The organism is Salinivibrio sp. MA351 (assembly GCF_001996065.1).
Taxonomy (GTDB): Bacteria; Pseudomonadota; Gammaproteobacteria; order Enterobacterales; family Vibrionaceae; genus Salinivibrio; species Salinivibrio costicola.
The window spans coordinates 59,349-76,465 of sequence record NZ_MUFG01000003.1 but is presented as its reverse complement, the minus strand read 5'-3'; the positions used below and the strand labels follow the sequence as shown (position 1 = coordinate 76,465).

Here is a 17,117-nt window from a genome sequence, read left to right as displayed (position 1 = left end):
CCTGTGTGGTTTGTAGAGTGTCTGGCTAATATCGGTCATCCTTCCCTGCCGGTATTGGTTACCCCTTCACGATAATAACTAGGAAAATGACATGTCGGACGATAAACGCCAGCAAGCGCTGGATTATCATGCATACCCTACACCCGGAAAAATCTCTGTCGAACTCAGTAAGCCTGCTGATTCAGCGGCGGATCTTGCTCTCGCCTACAGCCCAGGCGTTGCTGAACCTGTGCGTGAAATAGCCCAAGATGCGGATGCCGTATATCGCTATACCGGTAAAGGCAATATGGTTGCGGTGATCTCAAACGGCACCGCGATTTTGGGGTTAGGGAATTTAGGGCCGATGGCGTCAAAGCCTGTCATGGAAGGCAAAGCGTTATTGTTCAAGCGTTTTGCCGGCTTGGACTCGATCGACATTGAAGTTAAACACCGCACCATCGATGAGTTTGTTGATACCGTAGCCAATATTGCTGACACCTTTGGCGGTATCAACCTTGAAGATATCAAAGCCCCAGATTGTTTTGAGATCGAAAAGCAGCTGATTGAACGCTGTGAAGTGCCTGTCTTCCATGATGATCAACATGGTACCGCGATTGTCACTGCTGCGGGGATGCTTAACGCGCTCGAGTTGCAAGGCAAAGATATTGGTGAAGCCACCATCGTGTGTCTCGGTGCGGGTGCCGCTGCGGTGGCCTGTATGGAGCTATTGATTAAATGTGGCGCCCAGCGCGAAAAGATTTACATGCTGGATCGCAAAGGGGTGATTCACACCCGTCGTGATGACATTAACAAGTATAAGCAGTTGTTTGCCAATAACACGGATAAGCGTACCCTCGAAGATGTGATTGAAGGTGCGGATCTCTTTGTTGGCGTATCAGGCCCGGATTTGCTCTCGCCTGAGGCATTAAAACTGATGGCTGATAAGCCTGTCGTGTTTGCCTGCTCAAACCCAGATCCTGAAATTAACCCAGAGGTTGCGCACCAAGTCCGGGATGATCTGATCATTGGAACGGGGCGTTCGGATTACCCGAATCAGGTGAATAACGTCTTGTGTTTTCCGTTTATTTTCCGGGGAGCATTAGATGTGCGTGCCAGTGAAATTAATGATGCGATGAAGTTGGCCGCCGTTGAAGCGATTCGTGGTTTGGCGAAAGAGCCTGTACCACAATCTGTCTTGGATGCCGCGGGCTTGTCTTCACTCAGTTTTGGCCCGGATTACATCATTCCCAAGCCGATGGATGCCCGTTTACTGCCCAAGGTAGCACGTGCCGTGGCGCTTGCGGCCGTCGAAACCGGCGTAGCCCGTATTGAGATGCCAGACAACTATATGTTGTAAAGAAAACATGCTGTAAAGAAAACATGTTGTAATTAGAAAACAGTGTCTTACCATAAAAAAACCGCCGATGGCGGTTTTTTTGTTTAGTATTCACTGTCGTCAAACTCAATACCTAACTCTTCCATGATCCGACGTGCCTCGGCAGGAATGCTATCGGGTTTATCCTTACGGATGTCGTCATCGGTTGGCAGAGGCTGCCCGGTATAGGCATGTAAAAATGCCTCACACAATAGCTCACTGTTGGTCGCATGACGCAGGTTATGAACCTGACGGCGAGTGCGCTCATCAGTAAGAATTTTTAATACTTTAAGTGGGATAGAGACGGTGATCTTCTTTACCTGCTCTTTCTTTTTACCATGTTCGGCATACGGATTAATGTAATCGCCGTTCCACTGCGCCATGTCTCACCTATCTTGATTATGGAATACCCAGAATGATGCTGCGGAGATTTTAGCTATATTAACCGCCACATGCAAAGGTGTTTAGACGTCTAGAAGTGTTGACGTCCTAAAAGTACAGAGGTAAGGTAGTATGATGACGACTGGATCACGTAAATCGTGCCAGCGCAACAAGAGCAAGGATGAACCATGACAGGTAAAAAAACCGACACCATTGCCGTTCGAACAGGAATTGGCACTGACACGCAACATCATGCGGTTGTGCCGCCTTTGTATTTATCAACCAACTATCGTTTTCCTGCTTTTGGCGACGTTCCCACTTATGATTATGCCCGTGGGGGCAATCCAACTCGAGCTCAGTTAGAGCAAGCGTTAACGGAACTGGAGGGCGGAGCCGGTGCCGTGGTGACGAACTGTGGGATGGCAGCCATTAACTTGGTGTTGTCTTTACTGGATGCAGGGGATCATATTGTTGCACCGCACGACTGTTATGGTGGTACCTATCGCTTGTTAGAGTCACGCGCCAAGCAAGGGATTTGGCAGGTCAGTTTTGTCGATCAATCTGATCACCAGGCGTTAACCGCTGCGCTGGCAAAACAGCCGAAACTGGTGTTAGTTGAAACACCCTCTAATCCGCTATTGCGTGTGGTCGATATTGCTAAAATCTGCCAACAGGCCCACCAAGTGGGGGCATGGGTGGTGGTCGATAACACCTTTTTATCGCCAGCACTCCAACAGCCTTTTTCACTGGGTGCGGACATCATCGTGCATTCCACTACTAAATTTATTAATGGTCACTCTGATATTGTCGGTGGCGCTGTAGTGGCGAAGACGCCTGAATTGGCTGCAACATTAGCGTGGTGGGGCAACTGCTTGGGCGCGACAGGCAACGCCTTTGACAGTTATATGACATTGCGAGGGTTGCGTACCTTGGGCGCTCGGGTTAAACAACATCAGCAAAATACGCAAGCGGTATTAACCTATTTGCAAACAGTCCCTGCGGTGCGGCAACTCTACTATCCCGGTTTGGCGACACATCCAGGCCATGAGATTGCCGCCCGTCAGCAGTTTGGATTTGGTAGTATGCTCAGCCTCGAGCTGGACACGGACTCCGCTGGGATCGCACGTTTTATTGAAGGCTTATCTTTATTTGCGCTTGCCGAGTCGCTGGGCGGGGTAGAAAGTCTGGTCACGCATCCAGGGTCAATGACCCATCGTGCGATGAGTGATGACGCGCAAGCCGAGGCTGGCATTACCCCGACGTTGTTGCGTTTTTCTATTGGACTAGAAGACGCAGAAGACTTAGTGGCCGATTTGGCGCATGCCTTCGCCCATTTAGCTAACCAGTAAAACCGATTGCTATAGGTGTTGCTGTCATAGCACGCCGCTTTATTGATATTTATTGAGACCAAGAGAGACCTCGCCATGCACGCGCAACCGATGGACACCGCCCCCGAATCACAACGCCAATTGCATAAATTTGGTGGCAGCAGTTTAGCGAGCCCAGATTGTTATCGCCGTGTGGTCGATGTGCTGACGGGGCATGCAAAGGCGCACGACTTAATTGTGGTCTCTGCGGCGGGGAAAACGACCAATCAGCTCATTGCTTGGCTCGCTCAACTGGGCAAAGATGGCCGGTTGGCGCATGAGACCTTGCAAGGCGTTCGTGCCTTTCAGCAAGACTTGATTGAAAATCTGATCAACGGTGATCACAAACAACAGTTGGTTGATGCCTTATCTGCTGACATCGCGACGCTCGCGTCGCTCGGGGAGACAGCGCTGAGCGACAGCGTACAAGCCGATGTGCAAGGGTTCGGAGAGGTTTGGTCGGCGCGTTTATTAGCCGCGCTGCTTAATCAGCAGTGTCGTCAGGCGGTGATGTTGGACTCGCGCCACTGTTTACGCGCGGAACGTGCGGCTCAACCCGAGGTCGATCGCGGCGCATCATGGCCACTATTACGGCAGCAACTTTCTCAGCACACGCAATCTCACGTCGTGATTACGGGATTTATGGCGCAAAATCAAGCTGGGGAAACCGTGCTTTTGGGGCGTAACGGGTCAGATTATTCGGCCACGGTACTCGGTGCGTTAGCGGGGGTCCGCCGCGTGACTATATGGAGTGATGTTGCCGGTGTATACAGTGCGGATCCACGCCATGTCGAGAATGCTTGCTTGTTACCCTTAATCCGATTGGATGAAGCAGGCGAATTGGCACGCTTGGCGGCACCCGTGCTTCATAGCCGTACTTTACAGCCAGTGGCGCAAAGTGCGACCGATCTGACCTTACGTTGTACCCAGGCCCCCGACAGTGGCTCGACCCATATAGAGCGTGTACTGGCTACCGGACGCGGGGCAAAAATCATTACATCTTTGGATGATGTGTGTCTATTGCAGTTTGATGTCGCCCGCGGGCAAGATTTTCAGGCAATTAAACAAGAGTTGAGCCGTATCCTCTCTCAGCTGAAAGTGCAACCACTGGCGACGGATTATCAAGATGATCAGTATCGTATCTTACTGGCCTTTACGGCGGAGGTCGTGGCCTCGGTCATGGCCCAGATCCAGGATGCCGGGCTATCCGCGGAGTTGAAGCTGCGCGAAGGGTTTAATATGGTTGCTGCCGTCGGAGCCGGCGTGGTCAATAATCCCGTGCACTGTCATGGTTTTTATCAGCAGCTGAAGTCACAGCCTGTAGAGTTTATCAGTGAATCTGCATCTGGACTGAGCATGGTGGCGATTTTGCGTCAGGTGCATACGCCTGCCCTTGTGGCCAGCTTACATGATGCGCTGTTCCAAGCCCAACGTCGCATTGGCTTGGTGTTGGTAGGAAAAGGAAACATTGGCGCGCGTTGGCTCAGCTTGTTTGCCGAGCAAAAATCGCACCTCGAAAAGCGCCATGGCAAGGAGGTGTCGCTGATTTCTGTGGTAGATAGTCGTAATCAATGGTTAGATTTTGCTGGCATCGATCCAATGCAGATCAGGGATGACTTTGATGACAATGGCACGCCATACTTTGATGATGAATGGTTAACACGCTTATTGAATCATCCTTATGATGATGTGGTGATTTTGGATGTCACTGCCAATACCTCACTGGCAGCTCTCTATCCGCGTCTCGCCGAGCATGGTTTTCATTTAATCTCCGCCAACAAAGAAGCCGGCGCGGCACCGGCCGAACAATACCATGCGATTCAACATGCGTTTGCAAAAACGGGGCGCCATTGGTTATATAACGCCACGGTAGGCGCTGGGCTGCCGATTAACTATGCGGTTCAAGACTTACGTGAAAGCGGTGATCATATCCTCGCACTCTCAGGGATCTTTTCCGGCACGTTATCCTGGCTTTTTTTGCAATTCACCGGCGAGGTCCCGTTCAGTGCTTTACTTGAACAGGCATGGCAGCAAGGGCTAACTGAACCTGATCCGCGTGACGATCTGTCGGGTGCCGACGTGGTGCGTAAATTAGTGATTCTCGCAAGAGAGGCGGGCCTGTCATTGGAGCCCGAGCAGGTCAAGGTTGAGTCACTGATACCGCCAGCGCTGCAATCTTTGTCGTTAGATGCGTTTCTCGATAACGCCCATCAAATGGATGCGTGTTTACAGGAGCGATTGGAAAAAGCGCAGCAAGATCGCGCCGTGTTGCGCTATGTGGCGCGTCTAGAAGCCAATGGTAATGCGCAGGTGAGCTTAGAAACCTTACCGAGTGAGCATCCGCTGGCGCATCTACTGCCCTGTGATAATGTGTTTGCGATTGAAAGCCAATGGTATCGTGAAAATCCATTAGTGATCCGCGGACCGGGGGCGGGGCGGGATGTCACTGCTGGGGCGATACAATCTGATCTGAATCGCTTAATTGGGCGTCTTCACTAATGTCCTTTTAGTAAACGTGATCTTCGCAAACGTGAAAGCTGTCTTACTCCACATAAGACAGCTTTTTTTTATCTGAAGATCACGTTATATGACGCGCTTTTGGCTGCTGCTCTCGGTGGCTTCCTGCATGTTGACTATCTTCATAATACTATGAGTTCTTTTCATGGCTGAGATCGTTGACATTTCACCCAGATAACGACAACATTTAGACATATGGACGTCTAAACGTATAAACCAAAAACGCACATCATCGCGAATAAAACCGGTTGCAGGGAGAGGGTATGAGCTATACGCACGCAGGCCACATTGATGCACTTAATCAGAATATTGCCGACTTAGACGGTGATATTAACGTCTCATTTGAGTTTTTTCCGCCCAGCACGCCCAGTATGGAAGAAACCCTCTGGAATTCCGTGCATCGCCTCAAAGGGCTTAAACCTAAGTTTATGTCAGTGACTTATGGCGCCAATTCTGGTGAGCGTGATCGCACCCATGACATCGTGAAAAGTATTCATGATCAAACGGGGGTCGCGGCGGCGCCCCATCTAACCTGTATCGATGCCACTGAAGATGAGCTGCGCCATATTGCCCGTGACTACTGGCAAAATGGTATTCGTGACATTGTGGCTTTGCGCGGAGACTTACCGTCGCCGGAGAAAAAGCCGACTATGTATGCGGCGGACTTGGTGCGGTTGCTCAAAGAAGAACATGACTTTGATATTTCTGTCGCCGCTTATCCTGAAGTGCACCCGGAAGCGAAAAGTGCGCAAGCGGACCTCATTAATCTGAAACGGAAAGTCGATGCCGGTGCCAGTCGTGCCATTACCCAGTTTTTCTTTGATGTGGAAAGCTACCTACGTTTTCGTGACCGCTGTGTGGCGGCGGGGATTGATGTCGAGATTGTGCCGGGGATTTTGCCCGTCTCCAACTTTAAGCAGGCTTCTCGGTTTGCGCAAATGACGCATGTGCGTGTCCCACAGTGGATGCACAAACAGTATCAAGGTCTTGAGGATGACCCTGTGACCCGGCAGATGGTCGGTGCTTCGATTGCTATCGATATGGTGCGCGTACTCAGCCGTGAAGGGGTAAAAGATTTTCATTTTTATACCCTCAACCGGGCCGAATTGACCTATGCACTTTGCCATACTTTGGGGGTTCGCCCATTGGCTGTCGCACCTTAGCTAAACCGCTAAACCGCTAAACCGGTTTACCTTGAGCCAAAAAAAGCGCCCCGTTTCGTGGGGCGCCTAGGTTGCGAGTTGTGTTTATTGTTTTGATTAGGCGCTGGCCGCCAGCATCGTAAGCTCATCGCGCACTTCTTGCGCCCAGGCCATCCAAGCGCGACGTTGATGAATGCTGCGTCGTAATGCTAATCGCATGAGGCGTTGCTGTTGCGTTAATGATGTGGATTGACCGTAATCACGCTGCTCAAGCAGAGCATAATGATTAAGTAGTTGTTGTGATTCCGCAATCAAGTTATTGATATGCTCGAGCATCGGCGCGGGATCCAAGACCTCACAGCTGAGTAGGCGTGCGACGTACTCGTCGCGAGGCGGGGCCAGCTTAGGCGCTTGGATAAACCACGCCTCTAACACCTCGGTGCCGACAGGGGTGATAGCATAGACTTTTCTATCTGGTTTGCCGACTTGCGGCTCAAGTCGATAGGTCACAGCGCCTCGCTCGGCGAGCTTAGTCAGTTCACGATATACCTGTTGATGGCTGGCTTTCCACACATTACTGATAGTGGTAGAAAACGCCTTGGTAATATCATAACCCGTGGCTTCGCAGTTGCTGAGTACCGTCAGTATGACATGGGGAAGTGACATCTTTTATATCCACATTTATTTATGACAATCGGTTCGCATGAGTCGCCTATCTCGGGCTATTTTACTGCACTCAATGCTTGTTCAAGGTCGGCAATGATGTCATCAATATGCTCAATGCCGACACAAAGACGGATCATTTCTGGGGTCACCCCGGCTTTCGCTTGCTCTTGCTCATTCAGTTGACGATGGGTGGTAGAGGCGGGATGGCAAGCAAGTGACTTAGCATCACCAATATTGACCAGGCGTTTAAATACATTCAGCGCATCATAAAACTGTACCCCCTCATCAAAGCCACCTTTTAAGCCGAAAGACAGCAGTGATGCGGGCAGTCCACCGCGGATAAGCGACTGGGCACGTTGGTAATGAGGATGATTTTGTTGACCGGCATAGTTCACCCATGCCACCGCTGAATGACTGGCAAGGTAATCCGCCACCGCTTTGGCATTCTCGCAGTGACGCTCCATACGCAGGCTCAAGGTTTCGAGACCTTGCATCAACATAAAGGCGTTCATCGGCGATAAGGCGGCGCCGCTGTTACGTAAAGGCACGGTACGCGCGCGGGCAATAAATGCCGCCGGACCAAAGGTATCGCTATAGACCACGCCGTGATACGCCGGCTCGGGCTGTGAAAATTGCGGGAAGCGGGCTTGATGTGCCACCCAATCAAAGGTGCCGCCATCAACGATCATACCGCCTAGGGTGGTGCCATGGCCGCCAATGTATTTGGTTAGCGAGTGCACCACGATATCGGCGCCATGTTCAATCGGTTTGCATAGCACGGGCGTGGCCACGGTATTGTCGACCACCAAAGGGACACCGTGCGCGTGGGCAACCTTGGCAAGACCGGGGATATCGGCAATATTGCCGGCCGGATTACCAACTGATTCGCAATACACCGCTTTGGTATTGGCATCAATCAGCGCTTCAATCGCACTGGCGTCGTCACTTTGGGCAAAACGTACTTCAATGCCTTGTTCGGGGAGCATATGAGCAAACAAGGTATAGGTGCCGCCGTAAAGCTGTGGTGTGGCGACAATGTTATCACCGGCCTTGGCCAGGGTTTGGATTGCATAGGTAATTGCCGCGGCGCCAGCACTGACGCATAGGCCTGCGATACCGCCCTCTAATGCCGCCACACGTTGTTCTAATACATCGTTGGTGGGATTCATGATCCGCGAATAGATATTGCCCGGCACATCGAGGTTAAACAGATCAGCACCATGTTGGGCGTTATCAAACTCATAGGCGACGGTTTGATAGATGGGGGTAGCGACTGATTTGGTGGTCGGATCGGTCTGATAACCGTGATGAATCGAGAGGGTTTCGTCTTTCATGGCAATTCCTTTGCGTTTTCCTTTGCGTTGTTAAATCGCGTCACCGCGACCTTCCATAGTAATAATACTATCAATGTAACAGCAAGCCTTAGACGTGGCTATGGATAAAAAATCTCGCGTGTGCGTCGGTTTCTATTTGCTTGCTTGATACAAAAAAAAGCCGCACCAGAGGGTACGGCTTGGGTCGATTAGCCGGTGTTACGCAGGCCTGCGGCAATGCCCGCGATGGAGATCATCAAGGCATCGTCAAGCGACTGATCGTCCTCTTCACATTGCCGTGTACGGTATAACAGCTCAGCTTGCAGCATATTCAGTGGCTCGACGTAAATATTACGTAAGCGAATCGCCTCAGCGCCCCATGGGTTTTGCTCCATCAGGTTATCGCTGTTTTCCACCGCCAAAATCACTTGAATGTCTTGGCGTAATTGATCGCGGAGTGATTCACCCAAAGGCCAGAGGCTTTCATCGACCAAACGCTGATCATAGTATTTGGCAATATCGAGGTTGGTTTTGGTAAACACCATCTCCAGCATGCCAAGCCGGGTGGAGAAGAATGGCCACTCACGACACATTTCTTCTAGCTGGGCTTTATGGCCTTTGGAAATGGCATGATCGATCGCTTGTCCAGCGCCTAGCCAAGCCGGAAGTAAGAGGCGATTTTGACTCCAGGCGAAAATCCAAGGAATTGCCCGTAAGCTTTCCACCCCGCCTTGCGGGTTGCGCTTAGAAGGGCGTGAGCCCAGTGGTAACTTACCGAGCTCAAGCTCTGGTGTGGTGGAGCGGAAGTAAGGCACAAATTGCTCATGGCCGCGAACCACATCGCGATAGGCTTGGCAAGAAATGTCACTCAAGGTATCCATCAGCGCACGCCACTCTTGTTTGGGCTCTGGTGGCGGTAGCAGGTTAGCTTCCAAAATGGCGCTGGTGTAGAGGTTCAAACTGTTGACCGCGACATCGGGCAGCCCCAGTTTAAAGCGGATCATCTCGCCTTGTTCGGTCACACGGAGGCCACCTTTTAAACTACGAGGGGGCTGTGACAACAAGGCGGCATGGGCGGGCGCACCGCCACGGCCTACGGTGCCGCCACGGCCATGGAAGAGAGTTAGATCAACCCCTTGGTCATCGCATAAGTTGACCAGTGCTTCCATGGCGCGATATTGCGCCCAACCGGCTGCCATCACCCCGGCATCTTTAGCTGAGTCCGAATAGCCTATCATCACCATTTGGAAGTTCTGAGTAAAGCCACGGTACCAATCAATCGCCATGAGCTCGCCAATGACTGATTCCGCGTTGTTCAGGTCGTCCAAGGTTTCGAATAACGGGCACACATCCATGCGGAATGGGCAGCCGGCTTCTTGGAGTATCAAATGTACCGCCAGCACGTCCGAGGCGGTCCTCGCCATTGAAATCACATAGGCACCAAGCGCTTCACGCGGCTGCTGGGCAATCACCCGGCAGGTGTCGATCACTTCTTTGACGTCATCCGACGGGGTCCAATCACGGGGTAATAGCGGCCGTTTCGAGGACAATTCACGGATCAAGAAGGCTTGTTTGTCTTGCTCGCTCCATTGCGCGTAATCGCCCATCCCCAAATAGCGGGTCACTTCTGAGAGCACATCGGCATGACGAGTGCTTTCTTGGCGAATATCGAGCTTGATTAAGTGAACGCCAAAACATTGCACGCAGCGAAGCAAATCAAGCAACTTGCCGTCGGCAATAATGCCCATGCCGCATTGGTGGAGTGACTGATAACACGCCAGTAATGGCTGCCACAGCTGCTGGGTGTCGGTCAGAATGCCCTGTGATGACGTGCGTTCGCCTTTCAGCTTGGCATCTAAATAACTTAATGTGTGATTGAGCTGACTGCGCAGCGTTTTCAAGATCGCGCGATACGGTTCGTGCGCCTCGCCGGCCATCTCGCGCACGGTGTCATCACACTGAGTCATCGACAGTTCGCTGATCAGATCTTGCACATCACGCAAATACAGGTCGGCGGCTTTCCAGCGTGAAAGCAGCATCACTTCACGGGTGACCTCGCTGGTGACATACGGGTTGCCGTCGCGATCGCCGCCCATCCAAGAGGAAATTTGTACTGGCTTGGCATCAATGGGCAAGTTGATGTCTAAGTGGCTCTCAAGCTGCTGATCGAATTGGCGTAAAAATGCGGGCACTGCTTGCCATAATGAATTTTCAATCACCGCGAAGCCCCACTTGGCCTCGTCGAGCGGTGTCGGGCGCTCTTGGCGAATCACATCGGTATGCCAGGCTTGTGCAATCAACTGTTCAAGGCGTTTCTCGGTTTTGGCTCGCTCGTCGGCGCCTAAATAGTCGCTCAGCTCGAGTTTGGATAAGCATTTATTGATTTGCACCAAGTTATGAATGGTGGTGCGGCGCGCAATTTCAGTGGGGTGCGCGGTCAGGACTAACTCAATTTTTAAATCGGCGATCGCCTTCTGCGCGTCATTGGCATCAATCTCACCTTGGCTGACGCGTCGGAGCAGGTTATCAATCGCATCGGGGCTACACTCATGGGTGTCAGATTGGCGCGACACCGTATGGTATTGCTCAGCAATATTAGTCAGATTCAAAAATTGGCTAAAGGCGCGGGCGACCGGAAGCAGTTGGTCTGCGGGTAAGTTTTGCAGCACGGTTTTCAGCTTAGCATGATCATCCTGATTACCTGCTGCAGCCGATTTTGAGAGCTGACGAATTTCCTCAACTTTTTCTAAAAGTGCGGGGCCATGGGCATCTTCAATGGTGTTGCCCAGCAGATGGCCAAGCATACTGACGTTACTTTTTAAGGCAGAGTACTTTTCGTTCATAGCGTATCCATTCTGTAACAAAGTTACATCCTACTGTGACTGTAAAGACCCAATCTAGCGAATGTTGCGTGATCGGGTCAACTTAACCGCAAGTTAGCGCGAAAACTGGCTACCGGATTTGATGCTTATCATAGAGCCACCTCAAAAGATGAAAAAAAGTTTCAGCTTTCATGTTTGCTAGCTTCTAGAGGGTCTCTCCGCGCTCGTCATCGTGGGATTTTGTCGTAAATGACGACCGTGTTATTTGCATGGTTAGATAGAATTATTGCTCTAATATGAATAAATAGAGATTAAAAGTGATTTTTTACGCTTTTTGGGGTTGACGGGTAAACGGGAATGCGATAAAAAATAACCATTCACTATTTATGAATAAAAATATTTTATAAGACGAGTCGACCATGATACTAGGNATACTAGGTACCGCCAAACACAATATCCTTGCCCTTCGACGACGCTAGCCTGCTTTGCGTGGCTATCCGCTACGCCCTCGATACTCTGCTGCCCCGCAGCACGCCTTAAATATCCATAAAGAGAGACACCCATGACACTTAACACCATTATTGTCGGTGCCAGTGGCTACACAGGAGCCGAGCTTGTCGCCCTTGTCCATCGCCATCCGCAATTGCACTTGGCCGGTTTATATGTCTCGGCAGGCAGTGAAGACGCTAATCGTCCTGTGAGCGCGTTGCACGGGCAACTGCGTGGCGTGGTGGATATGCCACTGATGCCATTGTCCTCGCCACAGGATGTCGCCAAGCAAGCTGATGTGGTGTTTTTAGCCACCGCGCATGCGGTCAGTCATGAATTGGCGCCGGTTTTTCTGGCTCAAGGTTGCGTGGTGTTTGATTTGTCGGGGGCGTATCGGGTCAATCAAGCCGATTTTTATCCCGAACACTACGGTTTTGCGCACCAATCGCCGACATGGCTGGCGCAAGCCGTGTATGGCTTGGCCGAGTGGCAGGGTGAGGCATTGCAAGCAGCGCAGCTAGTCGCCGTACCTGGGTGTTACCCCACCGCCAGTCAATTAGCGCTCAAACCTGTGCTGGATGCAGGCTTGTTGGATAAACAAATGTGGCCGGTGATCAATGCCACTAGCGGCGTGACGGGCGCGGGGCGCAAAGCGAGTCTGACCAACAGTTTTTGCGAAGTGAGCCTGCATGCCTACGGGGTGTTTTCTCACCGTCATCAGCCAGAGATTGCCGCACACCTAGATACGCCGGTGATTTTCACCCCGCACCTTGGCAGCTACAAACGCGGCATTCTTGCCACCATTACCGCCAAATTAGCGCCAGGTGTTAGTGAGGCGGAGGTGGGGCAGGCACTCTCTCACGCCTATCAAAAGGCGCCTTTGGTACGGGTGCTTCCTGCCGGTGAGGTGGCCAAGCTACACGCGGTGCAACATACCGGCTTTTGCGATATTGGCTATCAGGCCGCGCATGGGCATCTGATCCTTACCAGTGCGATTGATAATTTACTTAAAGGCGCGGCCAGCCAAGCCGTGCAGTGTTTAAACCTGAAGTTTGGCTTTGCCGAAACTACCGCGATTGTCTAGGAGAAACGGATGAAAACGCCATTAGTGATTAAATTAGGCGGCGCGGCACTGAGCTGCAGCGAGACCCTCGCCAAGGTTTTCGGCGCGATCAATACCTATCGCAGTGAGGCGGAGCGCCCGTTAGTGCTGGTGCATGGTGGCGGTTACTTGGTCGATGATCTGCTCAAAAAGCTCAACCTCACCAGTGTCAAAAACCAAGGCTTACGGGTCACGCCCGCCGACCAGATTGATTATGTCACCGGTGCGTTGGCAGGGACAGCAAACAAGTTGCTGTTAGCCCAAGCACGTAAAGCAAACATTAAAAGCTGTGGCTTGAGCTTGGCCGACGGTGGCCTGTGTCAGGTCAGCCAGCTGGACCCTGAGCTGGGTGCGGTGGGAGAAGCCAGCGCCGGCGATCCCAGCCTGCTGCAGGCGGTACTGGCCGCTGATTGTGTCCCCATTATTAGCTCGATTGGCATCAGTGACCAAGGTGAGCTGATGAACGTTAATGCCGATCAAGCAGCGGTCGCGGTGGCTACCACCCTCGGGGCGGAGCTAGTGCTGCTGTCGGATGTCAGTGGTGTATTGGATGGCAAAGGCCATCTACTGCCCTGTTTGACCGAGCTGGATGCGCAACACCTGATAGAAAAAGGCGTGATCACCGATGGCATGGTGGTCAAGGTCAACGCGGCGTTTGCCGCCGCCCGCGAACTGGGTAAACCGGTGGAGATTGCCACTTGGCGTTACCCAGAAAAACTCACCCAATTATTCGATGGCCAGCAAATCGGCACCCGGTTTAGCGCCAGTTAATAAGACGTATAACGACGCTACTCAAACCGTCGCATCATGATTTAAGGAGAGCAAGATGAGCAAAGTCAACAAAGTGGTACTGGCCTATTCGGGTGGATTGGATACCTCGGCCATCATTCCCTGGCTAAAAGAAAACTATGACTGTGAAGTCGTCGCCTTTGTCGCCGACGTCGGTCAAGGCGAACAAGAGCTCGAAGGCATTGAGCAAAAAGCGCTCGCTTCGGGGGCATCACAGTGTTTTATCGCCGATCTAAAACACGAAATGGTAGCGGATTATATTTATCCCAGCCTGAAAACCGGTGCGGTGTATGAAGGCAAGTACCTACTTGGCACCTCGATGGCGCGTCCTATCATTGCCAAAGCGCAGGTCGCGTGCGCCCTCGAGGTCGGCGCGGATGCGCTTTGCCACGGCTGTACCGGAAAGGGGAACGATCAAGTCCGTTTTGAGAGCACCTTCTCCGCGCTGGCGCCGCAGCTGAAAGTGATTGCGCCTTGGCGTGAGTGGGATCTCACCAGTCGTGAAGCCCTGCTCGATTACTTGGCCGCCCGTGATATTCCGTGCACGGCGAGCCTTGAGAAAATCTATTCACGTGATGCCAATGCTTGGCACGTCTCAACCGAAGGCGGCGTGTTAGAAGATACCTGGACGGCGGCCAACCAAGATTGCTGGGTATGGACTGTCGCGCCGGAAGAGGCGCCCAATACGCCCGAGTTTGTCACCTTGGGAGTACAAAGCGGGGAAGTGGTCTCGGTCGATGGTGAATCCATGTCGCCTTATGACGTGCTAACGCTATTGAATGACAAAGGTGCCGAACATGGCGTGGGACGGATTGATATCGTTGAGAACCGTTTGGTGGGGATGAAATCCCGCGGCTGCTACGAAACCCCGGGTGGCACCATCATCATGGAAGCGCTGCGCGGCGTTGAACAATTGGTGCTAGATAAAGAGAGTTATCAGTTCCGTGAGGAGCTCGGTTTAAAAGCCTCTCACCTGATTTATGATGGGCGTTGGTTTACGCCACTTTGTCAGTCGATTGTTGCCGCTGCCAATTCCCTTGCCGCGCCGGTAACGGGCGAGGTGGTGATCAAACTCTATAAAGGGCAAGCGACGGTGGTACAAAAGCGCTCGACCAATAGCTTGTACTCGGAAGACTTTGCCACTTTTGGTGATGATGACGTCTACGATCACAGCCACGCCGAAGGCTTTATCCGTTTGTATTCGCTGTCGAGCCGGATTCGGACACTGAACAAACAAAAACAATCCTAATTAAAAAAGCATCGTGAGCAGTAAGGAGAGACAGCATGGCATTATGGGGCGGACGCTTTAGTCAAGCAGCAGACAAACGGTTTCAAGCGTTTAATGATTCGCTGCGCTTTGACTATCGCTTAGCAGAGCAAGACATTGTGGGCTCCATTGCTTGGTCGAAAGCCTTGCGTTCAGTGGGCGTGCTGAGTGAAGACGAGCAACAGCAATTAGAGCTCGCACTTAACGAGCTCAAGTTGTCGGTGATGGAAAACCCTGAGCAGATCTTAAACTCAGAGGCTGAAGACATTCACAGCTGGGTCGAGCAGCAACTGATCGATAAAGTCGGGGATTTGGGCAAAAAGCTGCATACCGGACGCTCACGCAACGATCAGGTGGCCACGGATCTCAAGCTGTGGTGTCGCCAGCAGGGGCAGCAAATCTTGCTGTCTCTCGATAAGCTTCAGCAGCAGCTGGTGGATGTGGCGGGTCAGCACCATGGTACCGTGCTGCCTGGCTACACCCACTTGCAGCGTGCACAACCGGTGACCTTTGCCCATTGGTGTCTGGCCTATCTGGAGATGTTTGAGCGTGATACCACGCGTTTGCAAGATGCGCTTAGTCGCCTAGATACCTGCCCGTTAGGATCTGGGGCGCTGGCAGGCACCGCGTACCCGATTGATCGCGATGCCTTGGCACAAAACCTGGGATTTAGACGGGCCACCCGTAATAGTTTGGATTCGGTCTCGGACCGCGATCATGTGATGGAGATGATGTCTGCTGCATCCATGTCGATGTTGCATCTGTCACGGATGGCCGAAGACATGATCTTCTATAACTCGGGCGAGTCCGGGTTTATCGAGCTGGCCGATACCGTCACCTCAGGCTCGTCGCTGATGCCACAGAAAAAAAACCCCGATGCGTTAGAACTGATACGTGGTCGAACGGGTCGGGTGTATGGTTCCTTGTCGGCAATGATGATGACAGTGAAAGCCTTGCCGCTGGCCTACAACAAGGACATGCAAGAAGACAAAGAAGGGCTATTCGATGCCATGGACACCTGGCATGACTGCTTAGACATGGCGGCCCTGTGCTTTGAAGGCATCACCATCCATAAAGACAAAACCTTGCAAGCGGCGCAGCAAGGTCATGCCAATGCGACCGAGCTGGCCGATTATTTGGTGAGCAAAGGGATCCCGTTCCGTGAAGCGCACCATATTGTTGGCGTGGCGGTGGTGTCAGCCATTGAGCAAGGGTGTGCGCTGGAAGCGCTGCCGCTAGAAACCTTGCAGCAATTCTCGCCGGTGATTGAAGATGATGTGTATGCCATGCTCACGATTGAATCCTGCCTGGCCCAGCGTCGGGCACTCGGTGGGGTGGCGCCTGAGCAGGTCAGCTTTGCTATTCAAGAAGCGCAAAAGCGCTTGGATAAGCGCTTTACCCCCAAAGTCACGGTACGCTCGGCAAGACTCACCGACCTCGATACCATTGAAGGCATGGTGGTGTATTGGGCGAAATTGGGGGAGAACTTACCGCGCGACCGTCATGAATTAGTGCGCAATATTGGCCTGTTTGCGGTATCTGAGCATCAAGGGGATTTGACCGGTTGCGGATCGCTGTATATTTACGACTCAGGGCTGGCAGAAATTCGCTCCTTAGGGGTTGAAGCGGGCTGGCAGCGCCAAGGTCACGGTACGGCATTGATGATGCACTTGATTAAAAAAGCCAAGCAAATGGCGATCGAGCAAGTCTTTGTCCTCACCCGGGTGCCCGAGTTTTTCACCCAATTAGGCTTTACCCCAGTGTCGAAATCGCAATTGCCAGAGAAAGTGATGAAAGATTGTGAAATCTGTCCGCGCTTTCATGCCTGTGACGAAGTGGCTCTGACCTATAACATTACGGGGCCGGCGACGATCTCGACCTTCTCACATGCAGCGGTTGAGTAAAAAA

The 17,117-nt window shown here is 52.1% G+C and carries 12 protein-coding genes; 8 read left to right on the top strand and 4 right to left on the bottom strand.

Annotated features, from left to right (window positions below):
• The first annotated feature begins 91 nt into the window (after positions 1 to 91).
• Positions 92 to 1,336, top strand: coding sequence for a malic enzyme-like NAD(P)-binding protein (locus BZG78_RS02830; RefSeq protein ID WP_077461535.1), 1,245 nt, complete (start codon positions 92 to 94; stop codon positions 1,334 to 1,336).
• A gap of 83 nt (positions 1,337 to 1,419) precedes the next feature.
• Here BZG78_RS02830 and metJ read toward each other — a convergent pair whose 3' ends face one another.
• Entirely contained in the window at positions 1,420 to 1,737 is a 318-nt protein-coding gene (gene metJ / locus BZG78_RS02825; protein ID WP_025673335.1) for a met regulon transcriptional regulator MetJ, read from the bottom strand.
• Positions 1,738 to 1,923: 186 nt separating this feature from the next.
• On the opposite strand from metJ, the gene metB reads away from it, so the two are divergent.
• From metB to metF, 3 genes are all read left to right on the top strand, one after another.
• The gene (metB, locus tag BZG78_RS02820) at positions 1,924 to 3,084 is read left to right on the top strand and encodes a cystathionine gamma-synthase (RefSeq protein ID WP_077660330.1); all 1,161 of its coding nucleotides are present in this window, start codon (positions 1,924 to 1,926) and stop codon (positions 3,082 to 3,084) included.
• Between the two features lie 75 nt (positions 3,085 to 3,159).
• Positions 3,160 to 5,601: a bifunctional aspartate kinase/homoserine dehydrogenase II gene (locus BZG78_RS02815; protein WP_077660329.1), complete on the top strand. Its 2,442-nt coding sequence runs from the start codon at positions 3,160 to 3,162 to the stop codon at positions 5,599 to 5,601.
• Between the two features lie 281 nt (positions 5,602 to 5,882).
• Positions 5,883 to 6,782: a methylenetetrahydrofolate reductase gene (metF, locus tag BZG78_RS02810; protein ID WP_025744244.1), complete on the top strand. Its 900-nt coding sequence runs from the start codon at positions 5,883 to 5,885 to the stop codon at positions 6,780 to 6,782.
• A gap of 96 nt (positions 6,783 to 6,878) precedes the next feature.
• Here the strand turns inward: metF and BZG78_RS02805 are convergent, their stop codons facing one another.
• From BZG78_RS02805 to ppc, 3 genes are all read right to left on the bottom strand, one after another.
• Complete coding sequence (locus BZG78_RS02805; protein WP_077660328.1) at positions 6,879 to 7,427, bottom strand: PadR family transcriptional regulator; 549 nt, start codon at positions 7,425 to 7,427, stop codon at positions 6,879 to 6,881.
• A 56-nt stretch (positions 7,428 to 7,483) separates the two neighbouring features.
• Positions 7,484 to 8,761 (bottom strand): O-acetylhomoserine aminocarboxypropyltransferase/cysteine synthase, encoded by a 1,278-nt coding sequence (locus tag BZG78_RS02800; protein WP_077660327.1) that lies wholly within the window; start codon positions 8,759 to 8,761, stop codon positions 7,484 to 7,486.
• 188 nt (positions 8,762 to 8,949) lie between these two features.
• Entirely contained in the window at positions 8,950 to 11,583 is a 2,634-nt protein-coding gene (gene ppc / locus BZG78_RS02795; protein WP_025744245.1) for a phosphoenolpyruvate carboxylase, read from the bottom strand.
• A gap of 541 nt (positions 11,584 to 12,124) precedes the next feature.
• On the opposite strand from ppc, the gene argC reads away from it, so the two are divergent.
• Genes argC through argH form a run of 4 tightly spaced genes read left to right on the top strand, consistent with a single transcriptional unit; the run spans position 12,125 to position 17,113 of the window.
• Positions 12,125 to 13,135 (top strand): N-acetyl-gamma-glutamyl-phosphate reductase, encoded by a 1,011-nt coding sequence (gene argC / locus BZG78_RS02790; protein ID WP_077660326.1) that lies wholly within the window; start codon positions 12,125 to 12,127, stop codon positions 13,133 to 13,135.
• A gap of 9 nt (positions 13,136 to 13,144) precedes the next feature.
• A complete protein-coding gene (gene argB / locus BZG78_RS02785) occupies positions 13,145 to 13,924 on the top strand; it encodes an acetylglutamate kinase (protein ID WP_077461542.1) in 780 nt (259 codons plus the stop codon).
• Between the two features lie 55 nt (positions 13,925 to 13,979).
• On the top strand, positions 13,980 to 15,191 hold the full coding sequence (locus tag BZG78_RS02780) for an argininosuccinate synthase (RefSeq protein WP_069361869.1): 1,212 nt from the start codon (positions 13,980 to 13,982) through the stop codon (positions 15,189 to 15,191).
• 35 nt (positions 15,192 to 15,226) lie between these two features.
• The gene (gene argH / locus BZG78_RS02775) at positions 15,227 to 17,113 is read left to right on the top strand and encodes an argininosuccinate lyase (RefSeq protein ID WP_077660325.1); all 1,887 of its coding nucleotides are present in this window, start codon (positions 15,227 to 15,229) and stop codon (positions 17,111 to 17,113) included.
• Positions 17,114 to 17,117: the final 4 nt, after the last annotated feature.

What these genes read in the sequence shown, in the direction of transcription:
- BZG78_RS02830 (WP_077461535.1), top strand. Translation starts at nt 92, where the DNA reads ATGTCGGACGATAAACGCCAGCAAGCGCTGGATTATCATGCATACCCT.
- metJ (WP_025673335.1), bottom strand. Translation starts at nt 1,737, where the DNA reads ATGGCGCAGTGGAACGGCGATTACATTAATCCGTATGCCGAACATGGT.
- metB (WP_077660330.1), top strand. Translation starts at nt 1,924, where the DNA reads ATGACAGGTAAAAAAACCGACACCATTGCCGTTCGAACAGGAATTGGC.
- BZG78_RS02815 (WP_077660329.1), top strand. Translation starts at nt 3,160, where the DNA reads ATGCACGCGCAACCGATGGACACCGCCCCCGAATCACAACGCCAATTG.
- metF (WP_025744244.1), top strand. Translation starts at nt 5,883, where the DNA reads ATGAGCTATACGCACGCAGGCCACATTGATGCACTTAATCAGAATATT.
- BZG78_RS02805 (WP_077660328.1), bottom strand. Translation starts at nt 7,427, where the DNA reads ATGTCACTTCCCCATGTCATACTGACGGTACTCAGCAACTGCGAAGCC.
- BZG78_RS02800 (WP_077660327.1), bottom strand. Translation starts at nt 8,761, where the DNA reads ATGAAAGACGAAACCCTCTCGATTCATCACGGTTATCAGACCGATCCG.
- ppc (WP_025744245.1), bottom strand. Translation starts at nt 11,583, where the DNA reads ATGAACGAAAAGTACTCTGCCTTAAAAAGTAACGTCAGTATGCTTGGC.
- argC (WP_077660326.1), top strand. Translation starts at nt 12,125, where the DNA reads ATGACACTTAACACCATTATTGTCGGTGCCAGTGGCTACACAGGAGCC.
- argB (WP_077461542.1), top strand. Translation starts at nt 13,145, where the DNA reads ATGAAAACGCCATTAGTGATTAAATTAGGCGGCGCGGCACTGAGCTGC.
- BZG78_RS02780 (WP_069361869.1), top strand. Translation starts at nt 13,980, where the DNA reads ATGAGCAAAGTCAACAAAGTGGTACTGGCCTATTCGGGTGGATTGGAT.
- argH (WP_077660325.1), top strand. Translation starts at nt 15,227, where the DNA reads ATGGCATTATGGGGCGGACGCTTTAGTCAAGCAGCAGACAAACGGTTT.